This window comes from Acinetobacter sp. ANC 3903, assembly GCF_002135315.1.
GTDB lineage: Bacteria > Pseudomonadota > Gammaproteobacteria > Pseudomonadales > Moraxellaceae > Acinetobacter.
Map to the genome: position 1 here is coordinate 88,120 of NZ_NEGA01000009.1, position 17,070 is coordinate 105,189.

Sequence of the window (17,070 nt, forward strand, 5' to 3'; positions counted from 1 at the left end):
AACACCTTTGTTCGGCTTTTTCAATTTGCATGATATTTCTTTATTGCGGGGGTGGGATGGAATAAGTACCTACCGCATGTGCAATCGGCTCATCTAGATTGATGGAGTATAACCATACATCACCGACAATGAGGGCCTTGCCGACTTTCATTAATTGACAAACCGCACGAATATCCTGTGCTGCCGTCGGTTTTCTTAAAAAATTAACGGATAAACTGGTCGTGACAGCCAAGGCAACAATACCGATTTCACCCAGTATTGCAATATAAAGTGCATAATCGGCAGCAGTCATCATGGTCGGGCCAGACACCGTTCCACCCGGCCTTAAATCAGCAGCATCCACATGATAGAGGATGGTAGCCCCTTTTTCAGTGACTGTTTCTATTTCGCATTTTTCCAGGCTTTGCGGAAATTCACGTTGCAAAAATTCAATAATTTCGGCTTTATTACTTTTCATTGTTTATAAAAAATCTTCCATAATGTTGCTCACTATAAAAGATTTTTCATTTAAACCCAATTGCTGCGAATGACTACACCGATTGCAAACATCCAAGTGCCTGGCTAAATACCTTTTCGGGCGTTTGGGTGGCATCCAGACGCTTAATTCGCTCACCGTCCTGCTCCCAAAGCTGCTGATAACCAGAGCGTACTTTCTCAAAGAACGTGGCTTTCTCCTGCTCAAAGCGATCTAGCGCACCCCGTGCACGCGCGCGTGACATCCCCAGCTCAGTCGGCGCATCCAGCCAAAAAGTGATATCAGGCATATGCGAGACAAAATTTGCATTTAATAAAGCCAGTTTTTCTTTGCTTAAGCCACGCCCTGCACACTGATAGGCAAAACTGGCATCGGTAAAACGGTCACACAGTACTGTTTTACCTGCCTTCAATGCCGGAACAATCACCTGCTGTAAATGCTGTGCACGTGCCGCATACATTAAAAGCAGTTCTGTGTCATTCGACATGCTTTCTTCATGGTTGATTGACAACAGCAGGGAACGGATTTGTTCTGCCATCGGCGTACCACCTGGCTCACGCGTCAGTACAACTTCATGACCTTGCTGTTGCAGATAATCATAAATTTTACCAATGAGTGTGGTTTTCCCGACACCTTCAGTGCCTTCAAAACTAATAAACATCCCCACTCCTTAATTTTTTGAACGAATTACAGTTAAATATTCTTGCACAGCACGATTATGGTCTTGCAAATTACTGGTGAATTTATGTCCCCCATTGCCCGTTGCAACAAAATAAACGTTATTCGAGTTATCTGGATGCATGGCGGCTTCAATCGCCTTTTGACTTGGCAAGGCAATCGGTGTCGGCGGTAAGCCATTGTTGGTATAAGTATTATAGGGTGTGGGCGTACGCAAATCGGTGCGGGTGATATTACCTGTATAACGATCGCCCATGCCATAAATCACGGTTGGATCGGTTTGCAGACGCATGCCTTGTTGCAAACGGCGGATAAACACCCCCGATACCTGATTTAACTCACTATCCAGGCTGGTTTCTTTTTCCACAATTGAAGCCATAATCAGCGCTTCATATTTATCCTTATAAGGTAAACCGCTGGCACGATTGGCCCATGCCGCATCCAAAGCCTTCATTTGACGTTTATATAGATCGGTCAAAATCTTTTTATCGGTTTCACCTTTGGCAAAGAAATAGGTATCTGGCGCAAACAGCCCTTCAGGATGGTTAAATGGAATATTCAAGGCTTTTAACATTTGATCTTGCGGAAGATTCAACACTTCTTTAGTGACCAAATCATCTTTCTTTAGAAGTTCAATTAACTGTTTAAAGGTCGTACCTTCAATCACCAGAATGCGGTTCATCTGTGCATTTTCAGCATTCGAGACCAGTTCCAGCACTTCACGTACCGACATGCCTTGACGAATTTCATAAACACCAGCTTTCATGCTGTCATGAATCATGATTTTTTGATAAAGCTTCAGGATAATAGGAAAACTGACCTTATCTTGCTGAGCTAGACGGTCAATAAAGCCTGAATAACTGTCACCATCTCCAATCGCCAGCATCTGCTTTTCACCTTGCACCGGATAGGACTTGAACAAGCTGGCAGCCAAGATGACTGCAAATAATACCGTCAGACCTGCAATTAAAATAAGGATGCCTTTTAAAGGAAATCCTGATGCAGTTTTATTTTTCGATTTTTGCTTTTTGCTAGACATATTAATGAATCTGATTCAATTGAAGGATATTAAAGAGTTCAATACACGGCTGAATATTCAACGGTTGCCGGTTAAGTTCAGTCACAGCTTTCATGGGACTTAAGGCATTACAGAAAAACAGGCTTTCAAATTTTGAAATATCTTCCATTTCAATAAAACGCTGTTCACAATCAATGCCCTGCTGCTGCATGCGGGACAAAATTTCGGCCCGCATCACCCCATGCACGCCATTATAACGGAGTTCTGGCGTAACCCATGAATTGTTTAAACGAATGAAACAATTACTGCTTACGCCCTCCACAACAGTGCCTTGTACATCGGTGACCAAAGCTTCTGCCCAGCCGTGCTGATCAGCTTCATGTTTTAATAATACCTGTTCCAAGCGGTTCAGACTTTTTAATCCCACCAAAGCCGGCATGCTCAAGCCCAAGGCCTGCTGCAACACCCCGGACTTGATTTTTTCAATGCGAAAATCATCTACAGCCTGAGGATAAAAAAACACCCAGACATCTGCCGGATGATCAGGCAAGCTATAGCCGCGTTGTCCCTCACCGCGACTAATGATGATTTTTAATGTGCCATTGACTTGTAAAAATTGCTGCTGCAACACCGCCAAAGTTTTCTCAATGTAGCTTAAGTCCACTTGCAGCATCAGCCGCTCACAACTTAACTGTAGCCGTGCCCGATGCAAGCTTTCAAGTTCAATCTTGCCATGTCGCACACGCGCAGTGGTAAAACAGCCATCACCATAATGGAAAGCACGATCCAATAATGAAATTTCGTTGATTTGCTGTGCATTTTTAAAACATGGCATAGGCAAACATCCTGTAAATAATGACTTAGTTTAAGAACAGCCGCCTTAGATTAATAGCTTTTTTATTCATATCAAATTCGTTTCTTATTATTTTTTCAACAAAAAAGATAAGGCTATGCTTGGCCCTGTTACAAAACATTAATAATTCAAAGGATAGCAAAATGCGCTCATTAAAAATCGGGGTTTTAGCGGCTCTTATTTCAGCAACATCTTTTACTGCGCTGGCAAAAGACTTTTTAAATGTTTCCTATGATCCAACCCGTGAATTATATGAAAACTACAACAAAGAGTTTGGCGCATATTGGAAAAAAACCACTGGCCAAGATATTAATTTTAAACAGTCACACGGCGGTTCTGGCAAACAGGCACGTTCAGTGATTGATGGTCTGGGTGCCGATGTGGTGACCTTGGCACTTGCAGCAGATATTGATGCCATTGCAGAAAACTCGAATCTGCTGCCAAAAAACTGGCAGAAACAGTTCCCGAATAACTCTACCCCCTATACTTCTACCATTGTATTTTTGGTACATAAAGGTAATCCTAAAGGCATTAAAGACTGGGGCGATTTGGTGAAAAATAATGTCGGCATTATTACCCCAAACCCTAAAACTTCTGGCGGTGCACGCTGGAACTATCTGGCAGCATGGGCTTGGGCAAAACATCAGCCAGGCGGTAACGATGCCAAAGCACAGGAATTCGTACGTCAAATCTATAAAAATACCAAAGTACTTGACTCGGGTGCACGTGGTGCAACCACCACATTTGCTGAACGCGGCATTGGAGATGTATTGCTGGCATGGGAAAATGAAGCTCACCTTGCGATTCGTGAACAACCGGGCAAGTTTGAAATTGTGACACCTTCTCTTTCAATCTTGGCAGAACCCCCTATTGCCATAGTAGAAAAGAATGCACAGAAAGACGGCAACCTGAATTTAGCCAAAGCTTATCTCAGCTATTTATATTCACCTGCAGGTCAAACCATTGCTGCCAATAACTTTTATCGTCCGCGCAATGCAGCTGTATTGGCCAAGTACAAATCCGTATTCAAACCATTGAAACTGGTCACCATTAATAAAGAATTTGGCGGCTGGACCAAAGTTCAAAAGCAGCATTTTGAAAATGGTGGTGTATTTGACCAGATTGTAAAAGCCAACAGTGCAAAATAATTTGAGTTCATCCATCAAAGCATCAGCTTTATTCATAAGGCCGGTGCTTTACTTATCAAACCAGTTTAATTTATCTTTTTTATTCATATAAAATTCATTTTTTATTATTTTTTATGCATAAAGAATAGCGCTATTCTGCATCCATGTGATGAAACATTTGAAAATATTGAGGTTCGCATGAGCATTTCAGCAAAATTGAAACTTGGGGTTTTAGCAGCAGTCGTATCCACCTTTTCTCTGGGTGCTGCAGCGAAAGATTTCCTTAACGTATCATACGATCCAACACGCGAACTATATGAAAACGTGAATAAAGATTTCAGCAAATACTGGGAAAGCCGTACCGGACAGAAAATTAACTTCAAACAGTCACACGGCGGTTCAGGTAAGCAAGCTCGTGCGGTCATTGATGGCCTCGATGCAGATGTCGTGACTTTAGCACTTTCTGCCGACATTGACGTGATTACGGAAAAAACCAAACTTTTACCGGCAGACTGGCAAAAGAAACTTCCACAAAACTCTACCCCCTATACTTCTACCATTGTATTTTTGGTACATAAAGGTAATCCTAAAGGCATTAAAGACTGGGGTGATCTGGTTAAACCGGGTGTAGGCATTATTACCCCAAACCCTAAAACCTCTGGCGGTGCACGCTGGAACTATCTCGCTGCATGGGCTTGGGCGAAACATCAGGCCGGTGGTAACGATAAAACAGCTCAAGAATTTGTACGTAAAATCTATAAAAACACCAAAGTCCTCGACTCTGGTGCACGTGGTGCAACCACCACATTTGCTGAACGCGGCATTGGTGATGTGCTGCTTGCATGGGAAAACGAAGCTCACTTAGCCATTCGTGAACAACCGGGCAAGTTTGAAATTGTAACGCCATCTCTGTCTATTTTGGCTGAGCCACCTGTGGCGATTGTGGAAAAAAATGCAGAGAAAAAAGGCAACCAATATCTGGCCAAAGGCTACTTGAACTTCCTTTACTCGCCACGCGGCCAGCAAATTGCGGCTGAAAACTTCTACCGCCCACGCAACGCACAAACACTGGCGCAATACAGCAAGGTATTCAAGCCATTAAAACTGGTGACCATCGACCAAGAATTTGGTGGCTGGAGCAAAGTTCAAAAAGCCCACTTTGAAAATGGCGGCGTATTTGACCAAATCGTTAAAGCCAATAGTGCAAAATAATAGCGTTCGATAGACAGGAGCATCGACATGATTCATACCGTAATTGTTCCGGGTGTAGGTGGCAGTGAATCTGCGCACTGGCAATCTTGGTTACAACGACAACTCATGTCATGCTCGCGTGTGCAGCAACAAGACTGGAACACCCCTGTGTTACAAAACTGGATTGCCGAGTTTGTAAAGACCGTGGCGCCTATTCAAGGCAGTGTCCAGATTGTTGCACATAGTTTTGGTTGTTTAACCACTGTGGCAGCTTTAGCCCAGCATCCGGAACTCAATCAAAAAATTAAAAATTTGATTCTGGTTGCACCGGCCAATCCTGCCCGTTTTGGCGAAGCCGGTTTTTCACGTGATAGCCAGCAAGATTATCAACGCTATTTTCATCAGCTTAAAATTGCTGTACCAACCACAATGATCATTAGTGAAAATGATCCCTGGTTAAATTTTGAAGATGCGCAATGCCTGGCCAAAGCGTGGAAACTCAATCCAATTAACCTGGGTCAAGTTGGACATATTAATGTTGCTTCCGGTTTTGGGCCTTTCCCTGAAATTTATGATTATTTGATTTCAGAAAATGTGTTGCAACACATCAATTTAACTGATGATAACAAGTGCTTTTTTAAATTTGCAATTTGAACCCCGCAAATTATGCTTGTGCCGATTTAAACTTTTATTTTCGCTGACTTTATTAGTCAGCATTCGCTCTTTTTGAGGAGTCATCATGTCGCAGCGATCCCGAGTGCTGCCAGGATTTGGTCTTTCTCTAGGCTTTACCCTAGCGTATTTGTCATTAGTCGTGCTTATTCCACTTTCGGCAGTGTTTATTAAATCACTGGGAATTGGATGGGACGGTTTATGGGAAATTTTAAGTTCAGAACGTATCTTAAAATCTTTGCAGTTAAGTTTTAGTGCTGCCCTGCTTGCAGCCTTAGTCAATGTGGTCTTTGGTTTACTGCTGGCGTGGTGCTTGGTCCGTTATAGCTTCCCTGGCAAGCGTATTGTGGATGCTTTGGTCGATTTGCCTTTTGCCTTGCCTACAGCCGTTGCCGGTATTGCACTGACCTCTTTATATGCCCCTACAGGCTGGATCGGTCAGTATTTAGAGCCTTTAGGCATTAAAGTGGCATATACCCCCATCGGGATTACTCTGGCTTTGATTTTTATTGGTATTCCATTTGTAGTCCGTACCGTACAACCGGTTTTAAGTGATCTGGAAACCGAACTGGAAGAAGCAGCATCGGCATTGGGTGCGAACCGTTTTCAGATTATCACCAAAATCATTCTACCGATTCTGTTTCCTGCACTATTAACTGGTTTTGCCTTGGCATTTGCACGAGGTGTGGGTGAATACGGCTCGGTCATCTTTATTGCCGGTAACCAGCCCTTCGAGACTGAAATTGCGCCACTGATGATTATCTCCCGTCTGGAAGAATATGACTATGCAGGTGCAACCACCATTGCAGTCGTGATGCTGGTACTGTCATTTGCCATCTTGTTCCTGATTAACCTGTTACAGGCATGGGCAAGCAAACGTACAGGGAGAACTGCACGATGAGTTTAATCACCAATAGCAATGCTTTGGCCGAGAAATTGCAGTCCCGCGATGCTACCCGTGAACCCACCTGGATTCGTTACCTGCTCATCACCATTGCCCTGATTTTCTTTTTAAGCTGCTTGATTCTGCCTTTAATTCTAGTGTTTGTTGAAGCGTTTAAACAAGGTGTCGGGGTTTATTTTCAGGCACTGGTGCATCCAGATACTTTATCTGCGGTAAAACTGACATTATTGACCGCCGTGATTGCAGTACCATTAAACGTGGTGTTTGGTGTAGCAGCTGCATGGTCGGTAGCGAAGTTTAATTTCCGTGGCAAATCCATTTTGACCACTATTATTGATTTACCTTTCTCGGTTTCACCTGTAATCGCAGGCATGATGTTAGTACTGATTTTCGGTACCCAAGGCTGGTTTGGTGGCTGGCTGATGGACCATGACATTAAAATCTTGTATGCCGTTCCTGCTATTGTGCTGGCAACCGTGTTTATTACGGTGCCATTTGTAGCGCGTGAACTGATTCCGTTAATGGAAGCACAAGGTACAGAAGAAGAAGAAGCCGCAATTGTACTGGGTGCTTCAGGTTGGCAAACTTTCTGGAAAGTGACCTTACCCAATATTAAATGGGGTCTGATTTATGGTGTCATTCTGTGTAATGCCCGTGCTATGGGTGAATTCGGTGCAGTATCGGTGGTGTCTGGTCACATTCGTGGTGAAACCAATACCTTACCTCTGCATGTAGAAATCCTTTACAACGAATATACCTTTAGTGCTGCGTTTGCCGTGTCTTCACTGTTGGCTTTACTGGCTATTGTGACCCTGATTTTAAAAACATGGGTAGAGATACGCCAAGAACGACAAAACAAACGTAATGACGATTCAACAGTTTCTTAAGGAATGACATCATGAGTATTCAAGTTAAAAATATTGAAAAACACTTTGGTGCATTCCATGCACTTAAAAACATCTCACTCGATTTTCCAGATGGTCAGCTGGTGGCATTACTCGGTCCATCAGGCTGTGGTAAAACCACTCTGCTGCGTATTATTGCAGGTCTGGAATCGGCTGATGGCGGTCGAGTCATTTTAGAAGGTGAAGATGCAACCAATGTTCACGTGCGCGAACGTGAAGTGGGTTTTGTATTCCAGCACTATGCCCTGTTCCGTCATATGACCGTATTTGACAACATCGCCTTCGGTTTACGTGTGCGCCCGCGCTCTACCCGACCATCTGAAGCCGAAATTAAAAAGCGTGTCTCCCGTTTACTTGATCTGGTTCAATTGGGCTTTTTGGCAGACCGTTATCCTGCACAACTCTCGGGGGGGCAACGTCAGCGTATTGCTTTAGCACGTGCATTGGCGGTTGAACCTCGTGTTTTACTGCTTGATGAACCTTTTGGTGCACTGGATGCCAAAGTACGTAAAGAATTACGCCGCTGGTTACGTACCCTGCATGATGAATTGCATATCACCTCGATTTTTGTCACCCATGACCAGGAAGAAGCACTCGAAGTTGCTGACCAGATCGTGGTCATGAACAAAGGAAATGTCGAGCAAATCGGTTCGCCGCGTGAAGTTTACGAAAAACCGGCAACCCCGTTTGTATTCGACTTCCTGGGTCAGGCCAACCGATTCGAAGGCCAACACCAGCAAGGCATCATCCATCTTGGCGAAGACCGCATTCAATTGCCACAAGCCAAAGATGCGCCGCAAGGTGAAATTATTGCCTTTGCACGTCCAAGCGAACTGCGTATTCATGCCACTCCGCAAGAAAATGCCATTCAGGCGATTTTCCTGCGTGAAATATGGATTGCCGGCAAAGTTCTTGCTGAGCTGCAAGACCGCCAAGGCAATTTAATTGAAATTTCGCTTAACTCGGAAGAAGCGAAATTACATCAATTTAAGCCAAATCAAACAGTGTGGTTAAGCCCAACGGCATTGCATCTGTTTGCCAATGACGTCGCTTAATAACAAATAGATGGGGCCAAAAACAGCCCCCATCCCTTTTAAGGTATACAGCATTATGAATTTCCAACAATTAAGAATTATTCGAGAAACCGTTAGACAGAATTTTAATTTAACTGAAGCTTCAGCAGCACTTTACACATCACAATCTGGTGTGAGTAAACATATTAAAGATTTAGAAGATGAGCTGGGCGTACAACTGTTTATTCGTAAAGGCAAACGTTTACTGGGCCTGACTGAACCGGGTCAATCTTTACTGGGCATTGTAGAACGCATGCTGGTGGATGCAGACAATATTAAACGTCTGGCAGATGATTTTAACCGTGTCGATGAAGGCACCCTGACCATTGCAACCACGCATACCCAGGCACGTTATGTGTTGCCACCGATTGTCAACCAGTTCAAAAAAGAATTTCCGAAAGTCCATTTGATTTTGCAACAAGCCAGTCCGGTTGAAATTACCGAAATGTTGCTGCAAGGCGAAGCAGATATTGGTATTGCCACTGAATCTTTAACCACTGAAGAAAATCTGGCTAGCGTACCTTACTATAATTGGCAACACAGTATTATTACACCGCAAAACCATGCACTTGCCAACAAAGCAAACATCACGCTGGAAGATTTGGCACAATTTCCGATTATTACTTACCATGGCGGTTTCACAGGGCGTTCTAAAATTGACAAAGCATTTGAAGATGCCGGCATTGATGTTGATATTGTGATGTCAGCGCTGGATGCCGATGTGATCAAAACCTATGTGGAATTGAATATGGGCGTCGGTATTGTCAACAATGTCGCTTATGATGCGGAACGGGATTATCGCCTTAAACAGATTCCAACCGATATCTTTGGGGTAAATACCACCTGGATTGCGGTACGTAAAGGACATTTGTTGCGCGGTTATGGCTATGAGTTTATTTCACTCTGCTCGCCAGAAGCAGATATCAAGGCACTGAAAAAATTGGCTTATCCCGAAGATTAAAAATTTGATTGATTAAGAAAGGGATATTAAATATCCCTTTTTTTAATTTTAATTCAAATTTTTTATTATTTTACTTATCAATCAAATAAATAATTCACTTTGTTACAGATGTAGGCTATGCCTTCGAACCAGTCAGCAGCAGCCCGGTAAATTTAGTCAATGCAGTACGTTTTAAAATAGACACTCACAATCTGACCACGCTTTTAGGCTATCAACCCAATTCGGCTTGGAATTTTTATGGCGGTTTAAGTTATCAGACCCTAGACACTCAACTGAAAATTTCAGGGCAATCGATGGGAATACAGGCTAATTATATTGCAAATATGGATAAAGACTCGGCCTTGGGCTGGTTGGCAGGTATCAGCTATCAAATTCCTGAATATGCACTAAAAACCTCACTCACCTATCGTTCTAAAATTCAACATACGCCACAATTTTATGAGCAGACTTCATCCATTCCTGCAATTCCAGTCTTGAATTTAAGCTCTGCACAGCACATCAGCATCGACACACCGCAGTCGCTAAATCTCGAGTTTAAATCCGGGATCACGCCTCGCAATGTCATCTATACCTATTTGCGTTGGGTCAACTGGAAAAATTTAAAAATGGTTTCTCCCCTGATGAGCTTGGGTGAAGCTACACCGGTCAATTTGGTGGATTATCAAAAAAATCAGCTTTCAGCCACCTTGGGACTTGCCCATATCTTCAATCAGCAATGGACATCGGCCCTGGATATAGGGGTGGATTCAGGCATTGGCTATCCAGCCTCTACCTTAAGCCCTTCGGATGGTTATTATAGTTTTGGCGTTGGCGGGTTTTATAATGTATAGCCTAATTTATTTATTGCCGCTGGCATTAAATATTTCAAGCTAAACAAAGCCAAAGTTTATATGGATCAAGAAGGAGCAGGCAATTTATTTGGCGTGTTATCTTCGGTAAACAATAACAAAGCTATTGCTTATGGCCTCAAGGTCGGTTATCGCTTTTAACTAAAACCAGCTTAATTTTACATAATTTAATTTTGAAAAAATAAAAAAACGAGCCGAAGCTCGTTTTTTTTAATGGGGGGGCAATCTTTGATTACCAGTTGAAGCTTACGCCTACTTTACCCACTGGCAACCATTGATATTTATCATCATTTGCGATTTCATTCGCTTCTTGATCTACTGCAACTTGAGCAGGTATGGTATTACCTGTTACTGGTGCTAGATTATTTTGTGTTAATTGAACCTTTGGGTTACCTGTGTAGTAAGCACCTACTTCACCAAATAATCCCCAGTTCTTATTAATTTTTGGTGCGAAACCAAAGCCTACATAAGGAGCAATATCGTTTTCGTAGGACATTTGACCACGTACATTACCTTCTTGACCTGCAACAGCTAATTCATAGTTATTGCCGTTAATGCTTAAGGTTTCCCCATCTCCAATACGTTTTTGTAAATCATATTGGTTATCCAGATAACCTACACCCGCAGCCATGTATAAGCCTTGTGCCCAACGGTTTGTACTTGCACCCCAAGGACGAATTTCTGCATTTAAATAAGCCAGCTTATTATCCATGTCCAAGTCATATTTTGTACCATTTACTGATACATCATCTGTCCAAGAAATATCACCGCCATTATAACCTAGGGCTAAACCGACATACGGGTTTGCAGTCCAAAGCAAGGCACCACCATAACCAGTTGTCCCTACTTCAGCACGAACACCGGTAGGAATAAGCTGGTTACGCTCAAATGTATAGCCATCTTGCACTACTGCATCATCAGCTGCCATAGCTGTTCCTGCAATAGCAGTTAATATAGATGCTGCTAAAATCGTAGCTAAAGTTTTCATGATAGATCTCCTCAAAAAATTTCTATTTTCATCATTAGTGCTTTTCTGATCATTAAAACTATAAAATATTAATTGCTTAACTTTTATTCGAAATTTGCTTAGTTTTTGTTATTTTTTGATACATTTTCTGTTTGCTTTTGATTATTAAATCATTTTTTGTTTACTTAATATTCATCGCTGATTTTTTATCTTATTTTTCGCCTCTTTCATAATTAATTCCGATCCAAAGCCACTTTTTCATCTATTTCTGTCTCAATATAGTGTAAAATCTTGAAAATTTTTTTTGGAAATGGAAGATCATGTCTCAGCTTTCAACAATCATTGAACAAGCTTTTGAAGACCGTGCAAATTTCACTGCGGCAGACTGCTCCGCTGAAATTCGTAGCGCTGTAGAAGAAGCTATTGCTGGCCTAGATAACGGTACACTTCGTGTGGCTGAAAAAATCGACGGTGAATGGGTTGTCCACCAATGGCTTAAAAAAGCTGTTTTGTTATCTTTTAAATTAAATGACAACAAACCAATCGAGTCTGGTGATCTTCGTTTCTACGACAAGGTAGAAACTAAATTTTCTAATTGGACTGAAGAACAGTTTAAAGCTGCAGGCGTACGTGTAGTACCACCTGCTGTTGCCCGTAAAGGTTCTTTCCAGGCGAAAAACGTGGTATTGATGCCTTCATACGTGAACATCGGTGCTTATGTGGATGAAGGTACCATGGTTGATACATGGGCAACTGTAGGTTCATGTGCGCAAATTGGTAAAAACGTTCACTTGTCTGGTGGCGTGGGTATTGGTGGTGTTCTTGAACCACTTCAAGCAAACCCAACCATTATTGAAGACAACTGCTTCATCGGTGCACGATCTGAAATCGTTGAAGGCGTAATCGTAGAAGAAGGTTCTGTGATTTCTATGGGCGTGTTCATTGGTCAATCAACTAAAATCTTTGACCGTGAAACTGGCGAAATCCATTACGGCCGCGTTCCTGCAGGTTCGGTTGTGGTTTCAGGTAGCCTTCCATCTAAAGATGGTACTTGCAACCTGTATGCTGCAATCATCGTGAAAAAAGTAGATGCGAAAACCCGTGCAAAAACCAGCTTGAACGATTTATTACGCGAAGACTAAGATTTCTTAAGTCTGTTGCGGAGCGATCGCTCCTCATCTCTACGGTCAGCAATGATCGTAGGGATTTTTGTTTTTGTGCTCTGTCATTTTTTGGTGTGGTAATTTTTTGTTATGAATACTCTTCGATCTTCCGCTATTCCTGTTTCTGATCCGTCTGCGGGTTTACGCATCACGGAGATTTTTTATTCATTACAAGGTGAAGCCAATGCTGCGGGTTTGCCTACGGTTTTTATTCGTTTAACCGGTTGTCCTTTACGCTGCACCTATTGTGACACCACCTATTCTTTTGAAGGTGGCGAGCGACAATCACTCGAAGATATTATTCAAACTACGCTCGATTTTAAAACCCCTTATATTTGTGTGACGGGTGGTGAACCACTGGCACAGCCTAATGCCCTGCCTTTGATGCAGCGTTTAGCTGACTTGGGCTGTGAAGTCTCACTTGAGACCAGTGGTGCTTTAGATGTGTCTAAAGTCGACCCGCGCGTTTCAAAAGTACTCGATTTAAAAACCCCGACTTCCGGTGAAGTTGCACGAAATTTGCTTAGTAATCTCGATCATTTAACCCCGCACGATCAAATCAAGTTTGTAATTTGTAACCGGGAAGATTATGAATGGTCAAAACAGCAGGTTGAACAATACCAACTCGCCGATAAAGTGAGTACCGTTTGGTTCTCGCCTGCTTTTGCGGTGGAAAAAGGTGCGGTACGCTTGCCTCAACTTGCCCGTGATTTAGCACAATGGATACTTGATGACCATCTCCCTGTTCGTTTCCAGTTGCAATTACATAAATTGCTGTGGAACGATGAAACTGGTCGTTAATCTATTTTTGTTCTTACTTATTTTTTGGAGATTTTGATATGCGCCCTCGTGCCATAGTTTTATTATCTGGCGGCTTAGATTCAACAACCTGTTTGGCTTGGGCGCAAGCACGTTATGAATGTATTGCTTTAAGTTTCATGTATGGTCAACGTTCAACCACCGAACTGGATGCAGCTAGAGCATTAACACAACGTGCTGGTGTAGAACATCGTGTCATTAATATTGATTTGGGTAATTTGGGCGGCTCTGCGTTAACCGACCATAGCATTGATGTACCAGAGCATGAACAAGAGGGTATTCCTGTAACTTATGTTCCAGCACGTAACACAATATTTCTTTCTTATGCACTCGCAGCTGCCGAAGTCTTTGGTGCAGAAGCGATTGTCATTGGCATCAATGCCGTTGATTATTCAGGTTATCCTGACTGTCGCCCTGAATTTATTGAGGCTTTTGCCAACATGGCGCGCCTGGCAACCAAGGTGGGTGTAGAAGGAAAACCTCTTAAATTTGAAACACCTCTGTTACATTTATCTAAAGGAAATATCATTCGCTTAGGTATAGAACATGGCGTAGACTATAGTCAAACGGTGTCTTGCTACCAAGCAGACGACCAAGGACGTGCTTGTGGTAAATGCGATAGCTGCCGCTTACGTAAACAAGGTTTTGCTGATGCGGGTATCGCCGATCCGACACGTTATATACCGTCATAACAGGGTACAGTACATGAAAAATTTGAAGTCAAACATTATTCTTTCTACATTGGTTTCTGCGGTTGCATTAATGGCTACTGCTTCAAATGCAGCTGAAACAAATAAGCTTCAAGAAGCTTATAAAAGCACTAATGTAAAATCTGCTTTAATTAATGTTTGTAAAGAAGAAACTGGCAAAAGTAAAAAACTTAGCTCATCTGAAGTAAGCAAATACTGTACTTGTGCAGTTGAAGCCGATGGCCGCTTAACCAATGCACAAAAATGGGAAATCCAAAGTACCATTAACCAAAAGAAAAGCCCTGCAACTTTAGCTTTTGTACAAAAACAAAATAAAGACTTACAAGCTTGTTTCGGCCCACAATTGACCGGCAAACTTAAAAGCTTGACTGAAGAAGCAATGAAATCTGCTCAACAACCTAAAAAATAAGTTGGTTTAGATTGAATAAAAGCCTGCATCGTTGCAGGCTTTTTTATGGTTAAAATTTATATCCCAACTTCAGCATAAGCAGGGCTAAATTCGCTATCATGTCAGCATAAACTTAAGATCAATATGATAAATTCGACTTGATAAGGATCCACACATGTCTGCTATTACGCTGCCCAATCAAAGCTTCCCAACCACAAGCGGTGAAATTAACCTGACTGAAATACCGACCGAATGGCTGATTGTGTATTTTTATCCTAAAGATTCTACCCCGGGCTGTACTACACAGGCGATCGGTTTTTCCTGCCTGAAAGACCAGTTTGATGCCTTGAATACTACAATTTTAGGTATTTCGCGTGACTCGGTTAAAGCGCATCAAAACTTTACCGAAAAACAAAATTTGACTATTAATCTGATTAGCGACAAAGAAGAAGTTCTGTGCAATCTTTTTGATGTGATTAAAGAAAAGAACATGTATGGCAAACAAGTGATGGGTATTGAGCGTTCAACCTTTATTTTCCATAACGGCAAACTGCTAAAAGAATACCGTAAGGTCAAAGCTGCAGGCCATGCAGAACAGGTGCTTGAAGACTTGAAAGCTCTGCAAGCCGCTTAATTTTCCCCTATAAAAAAGGCATGATTTTAACTAGAAATAGTATTGCTCATGCCTTTTGTGTTGTGCATCTACTTATTTCAATAAGGAAATGGCAATAGACCACATCACGCAGCCAATTATTAGATCCAGTATTTTCCAGGCTTGTGGGCGTTGAAAAATCAGTTGCAAATAACGTGCTGCATAGCCCAAGCTAAAAAAGAACAGGAATGATGCACTGATTGCCCCTAGGGCAAAATACAGTTGCGTGTCTGGATATTGGGTCGAGACTGAGCCGAGTAACACCACTGTATCCAGGTACACATGCGGGTTCAGCCAGGTTAAGCCTAAACAAATCAACAAGACCTTCCATAAACAAGGCACATCATCTTGAGTAACATCTAAATGCTGCTCACCTTTCCAGGCCTGATGAAAATGTTGTGCCCCATATATCAACAGGAAAGTCGCACCCAAATACTTGGCAATATTCAGCCAATCCGGATGCAACAAGACCAGTTCTGAAAAACCCAGTACTCCTACTGAAATCAATATTGCATCAGACAAGGCACAACATAGGCACACGGCAAAAATATGTTGCTGTTTGATCCCTTGTTTCAATACAAAAGCATTTTGTGCACCAATCACCACAATCAGGCTTAAAGCCATGGCAAAACCATGTAAGGCACTATTTAACATAGGTACTAAATCTTAAAAATAATTCACAAATCCTGTGGTAAATTATCCCAGCTTAAAGCTCAAATTAAGTATGATTAAGAAAATATCAATCTTACTTAATTTTTCTTAGGTTATTGCCATGCTCTCAAGTAAATCCTGTGAAGCTTTTCTTGCCGTTGCTGAATCCGGCAGTTTTGACGAAGCTGCACAGCGACTGTGTATTACCGCTTCTGCAGTCACCTTGCGGGTGCAGGCTTTGGAAAAAGATTTGGGACAGATTTTATTGCTGCGCGAACGTCCCTGCCGGGTGACGCAAGCCGGTCAAAAGCTGTTAGAACATTTACAGCATCAACGCCTACGTGAACAGAATCTGTTACAACAGTTCATGGGGCAATCCAGCCAGCATGAGTTTCATCAATTCAGTATTGCCACCAATGCCGACTCTTTATCGACCTGGCTACTTAAAGTCCTGCAAAGCACATTGATTGAGCAAAAGATTGCGCTAAAACTGTCTCTGGATGATCAGACCCAAACTCATCAGCTGCTGGAAACCGGTTTGGTCAATGCCTGCATCTCGACCGAATCCACTGCCATGAAGGGCTGTGAAGTGCATTACTTGGGGCAGATGACTTACCGTATGGTGGCAACAGCTTCTTTTGTAGAAAAGTGGTTTAAAGATGGAATTCACCGTGATACTTTAAGACATGCTCCAGCCATTATTTTCAATGGTAAAGATTTAATGCATCATCAGGTGATCCTGAACTTGTTTGGTCTGAACCAGCAAAGCTATCCGCATTATTTTATTCCCTCCTCGACTGCTTTTGTAGAAGCAGTACATTTGGGTTTAGGCTTTGGTTTAGTGCCGCAATATCAAATGGGTGATGATCTTCAAACCGGGAAATTGATTGAAGTGATTCCAGATGCCAAAACCGAGATGAAACTGTATTGGCATCACTGGAAGCAGCAATCTGCGCTATTACAACAATTGACGCTAGACTTGCTGGAAAATGCACCACATCACATGAATTAAAAA

General features: G+C 42.3%; 20 protein-coding genes. 14 read left to right on the plus strand and 6 right to left on the minus strand.

Features of this window, described 5'->3' with window-relative positions; all coding sequences use genetic code 11:
• Positions 1–40: 40 nt before the first annotated feature.
• The 4 genes from B9T29_RS08865 to pabC all read right to left on the minus strand — a co-directional run bounded on the left by B9T29_RS08865 (position 41) and on the right by pabC (position 3,006).
• A complete protein-coding gene (locus tag B9T29_RS08865; RefSeq protein WP_086175570.1) occupies positions 41–457 on the minus strand; it encodes a PaaI family thioesterase in 417 nt (138 codons plus the stop codon).
• A gap of 73 nt (positions 458–530) precedes the next feature.
• Entirely contained in the window at positions 531–1,136 is a 606-nt protein-coding gene (gene tmk / locus B9T29_RS08870; protein WP_086175571.1) for a dTMP kinase, read from the minus strand.
• A gap of 9 nt (positions 1,137–1,145) precedes the next feature.
• Positions 1,146–2,192 (minus strand): endolytic transglycosylase MltG, encoded by a 1,047-nt coding sequence (mltG, locus tag B9T29_RS08875; protein ID WP_086175572.1) that lies wholly within the window; start codon positions 2,190–2,192, stop codon positions 1,146–1,148.
• Between the two features lies 1 nt (position 2,193).
• On the minus strand, positions 2,194–3,006 hold the full coding sequence (pabC, locus tag B9T29_RS08880; protein ID WP_086175573.1) for an aminodeoxychorismate lyase: 813 nt from the start codon (positions 3,004–3,006) through the stop codon (positions 2,194–2,196).
• A gap of 161 nt (positions 3,007–3,167) precedes the next feature.
• On the opposite strand from pabC, the gene B9T29_RS08885 reads away from it, so the two are divergent.
• The 8 genes from B9T29_RS08885 to B9T29_RS08920 all read left to right on the plus strand — a co-directional run bounded on the left by B9T29_RS08885 (position 3,168) and on the right by B9T29_RS08920 (position 10,687).
• Positions 3,168–4,172, plus strand: a complete 1,005-nt coding sequence (locus tag B9T29_RS08885) for a sulfate ABC transporter substrate-binding protein (protein ID WP_086175574.1) — start codon at positions 3,168–3,170, stop codon at positions 4,170–4,172.
• A 177-nt stretch (positions 4,173–4,349) separates the two neighbouring features.
• Positions 4,350–5,363, plus strand: a complete 1,014-nt coding sequence (locus tag B9T29_RS08890; protein WP_086175575.1) for a sulfate ABC transporter substrate-binding protein — start codon at positions 4,350–4,352, stop codon at positions 5,361–5,363.
• Between the two features lie 27 nt (positions 5,364–5,390).
• Positions 5,391–5,996 (plus strand): RBBP9/YdeN family alpha/beta hydrolase, encoded by a 606-nt coding sequence (locus B9T29_RS08895; protein ID WP_086175576.1) that lies wholly within the window; start codon positions 5,391–5,393, stop codon positions 5,994–5,996.
• A gap of 85 nt (positions 5,997–6,081) precedes the next feature.
• Positions 6,082–6,915 carry a sulfate ABC transporter permease subunit CysT gene (gene cysT, locus B9T29_RS08900; protein ID WP_086175577.1) on the plus strand — a complete coding sequence of 278 codons (834 nt, stop codon included), beginning with the start codon at positions 6,082–6,084 and terminating at the stop codon, positions 6,913–6,915.
• Positions 6,912–7,805: a sulfate ABC transporter permease subunit CysW gene (gene cysW / locus B9T29_RS08905; protein WP_086175578.1), complete on the plus strand. Its 894-nt coding sequence runs from the start codon at positions 6,912–6,914 to the stop codon at positions 7,803–7,805. The genes cysT and cysW overlap by 4 nt, the downstream gene beginning before the upstream one ends.
• 11 nt (positions 7,806–7,816) lie before the next feature.
• Positions 7,817–8,878, plus strand: a complete 1,062-nt coding sequence (locus B9T29_RS08910) for a sulfate/molybdate ABC transporter ATP-binding protein (protein ID WP_086175579.1) — start codon at positions 7,817–7,819, stop codon at positions 8,876–8,878.
• A gap of 55 nt (positions 8,879–8,933) precedes the next feature.
• Entirely contained in the window at positions 8,934–9,857 is a 924-nt protein-coding gene (locus B9T29_RS08915) for a CysB family HTH-type transcriptional regulator (protein WP_086175580.1), read from the plus strand.
• A gap of 92 nt (positions 9,858–9,949) precedes the next feature.
• Positions 9,950–10,687: an outer membrane protein transport protein gene (locus tag B9T29_RS08920; protein WP_416202483.1), complete on the plus strand. Its 738-nt coding sequence runs from the start codon at positions 9,950–9,952 to the stop codon at positions 10,685–10,687.
• A gap of 250 nt (positions 10,688–10,937) precedes the next feature.
• Here the strand turns inward: B9T29_RS08920 and carO are convergent, their stop codons facing one another.
• Entirely contained in the window at positions 10,938–11,693 is a 756-nt protein-coding gene (gene carO, locus B9T29_RS08925) for an ornithine uptake porin CarO (RefSeq protein WP_086175582.1), read from the minus strand.
• Between the two features lie 299 nt (positions 11,694–11,992).
• On the opposite strand from carO, the gene dapD reads away from it, so the two are divergent.
• From dapD to B9T29_RS08950, 5 genes are all read left to right on the plus strand, one after another.
• Positions 11,993–12,814: a 2,3,4,5-tetrahydropyridine-2,6-dicarboxylate N-succinyltransferase gene (gene dapD, locus B9T29_RS08930; protein ID WP_086175583.1), complete on the plus strand. Its 822-nt coding sequence runs from the start codon at positions 11,993–11,995 to the stop codon at positions 12,812–12,814.
• 111 nt (positions 12,815–12,925) lie between these two features.
• Positions 12,926–13,636, plus strand: a complete 711-nt coding sequence (gene queE / locus B9T29_RS08935) for a 7-carboxy-7-deazaguanine synthase QueE (protein ID WP_086175584.1) — start codon at positions 12,926–12,928, stop codon at positions 13,634–13,636.
• A 38-nt stretch (positions 13,637–13,674) separates the two neighbouring features.
• Entirely contained in the window at positions 13,675–14,346 is a 672-nt protein-coding gene (gene queC / locus B9T29_RS08940) for a 7-cyano-7-deazaguanine synthase QueC (protein ID WP_086175585.1), read from the plus strand.
• A 13-nt stretch (positions 14,347–14,359) separates the two neighbouring features.
• A complete protein-coding gene (locus B9T29_RS08945) occupies positions 14,360–14,773 on the plus strand; it encodes a hypothetical protein (RefSeq protein ID WP_086175586.1) in 414 nt (137 codons plus the stop codon).
• Positions 14,774–14,927: 154 nt separating this feature from the next.
• Entirely contained in the window at positions 14,928–15,386 is a 459-nt protein-coding gene (locus B9T29_RS08950; protein ID WP_086175587.1) for a peroxiredoxin, read from the plus strand.
• Positions 15,387–15,458: 72 nt separating this feature from the next.
• On the opposite strand, the gene B9T29_RS08955 is transcribed toward B9T29_RS08950, so the two are convergent.
• Positions 15,459–16,058, minus strand: coding sequence for a LysE/ArgO family amino acid transporter (locus B9T29_RS08955; protein ID WP_086175588.1), 600 nt, complete (start codon positions 16,056–16,058; stop codon positions 15,459–15,461).
• 118 nt (positions 16,059–16,176) lie between these two features.
• Between B9T29_RS08955 and B9T29_RS08960 the strand changes: the two genes are divergently transcribed.
• Positions 16,177–17,067 carry a LysR family transcriptional regulator ArgP gene (locus B9T29_RS08960; protein ID WP_086175589.1) on the plus strand — a complete coding sequence of 297 codons (891 nt, stop codon included), beginning with the start codon at positions 16,177–16,179 and terminating at the stop codon, positions 17,065–17,067.
• Positions 17,068–17,070: the final 3 nt, after the last annotated feature.

Coding starts and splice junctions, on each gene's coding strand:
- B9T29_RS08890 (WP_086175575.1), top strand. CDS start 4,350: ATGAGCATTTCAGCAAAATTGAAACTTGGGGTTTTAGCAGCAGTCGTA.
- B9T29_RS08885 (WP_086175574.1), top strand. CDS start 3,168: ATGCGCTCATTAAAAATCGGGGTTTTAGCGGCTCTTATTTCAGCAACA.
- B9T29_RS08960 (WP_086175589.1), top strand. CDS start 16,177: ATGCTCTCAAGTAAATCCTGTGAAGCTTTTCTTGCCGTTGCTGAATCC.
- B9T29_RS08895 (WP_086175576.1), top strand. CDS start 5,391: ATGATTCATACCGTAATTGTTCCGGGTGTAGGTGGCAGTGAATCTGCG.
- cysW (WP_086175578.1), top strand. CDS start 6,912: ATGAGTTTAATCACCAATAGCAATGCTTTGGCCGAGAAATTGCAGTCC.
- queE (WP_086175584.1), top strand. CDS start 12,926: ATGAATACTCTTCGATCTTCCGCTATTCCTGTTTCTGATCCGTCTGCG.
- B9T29_RS08950 (WP_086175587.1), top strand. CDS start 14,928: ATGTCTGCTATTACGCTGCCCAATCAAAGCTTCCCAACCACAAGCGGT.
- pabC (WP_086175573.1), bottom strand. CDS start 3,006: ATGCCATGTTTTAAAAATGCACAGCAAATCAACGAAATTTCATTATTG.
- mltG (WP_086175572.1), bottom strand. CDS start 2,192: ATGTCTAGCAAAAAGCAAAAATCGAAAAATAAAACTGCATCAGGATTT.
- dapD (WP_086175583.1), top strand. CDS start 11,993: ATGTCTCAGCTTTCAACAATCATTGAACAAGCTTTTGAAGACCGTGCA.
- B9T29_RS08915 (WP_086175580.1), top strand. CDS start 8,934: ATGAATTTCCAACAATTAAGAATTATTCGAGAAACCGTTAGACAGAAT.
- tmk (WP_086175571.1), bottom strand. CDS start 1,136: ATGTTTATTAGTTTTGAAGGCACTGAAGGTGTCGGGAAAACCACACTC.
- queC (WP_086175585.1), top strand. CDS start 13,675: ATGCGCCCTCGTGCCATAGTTTTATTATCTGGCGGCTTAGATTCAACA.
- B9T29_RS08945 (WP_086175586.1), top strand. CDS start 14,360: ATGAAAAATTTGAAGTCAAACATTATTCTTTCTACATTGGTTTCTGCG.
- carO (WP_086175582.1), bottom strand. CDS start 11,693: ATGAAAACTTTAGCTACGATTTTAGCAGCATCTATATTAACTGCTATT.
- B9T29_RS08955 (WP_086175588.1), bottom strand. CDS start 16,058: ATGTTAAATAGTGCCTTACATGGTTTTGCCATGGCTTTAAGCCTGATT.
- B9T29_RS08865 (WP_086175570.1), bottom strand. CDS start 457: ATGAAAAGTAATAAAGCCGAAATTATTGAATTTTTGCAACGTGAATTT.
- B9T29_RS08910 (WP_086175579.1), top strand. CDS start 7,817: ATGAGTATTCAAGTTAAAAATATTGAAAAACACTTTGGTGCATTCCAT.
- cysT (WP_086175577.1), top strand. CDS start 6,082: ATGTCGCAGCGATCCCGAGTGCTGCCAGGATTTGGTCTTTCTCTAGGC.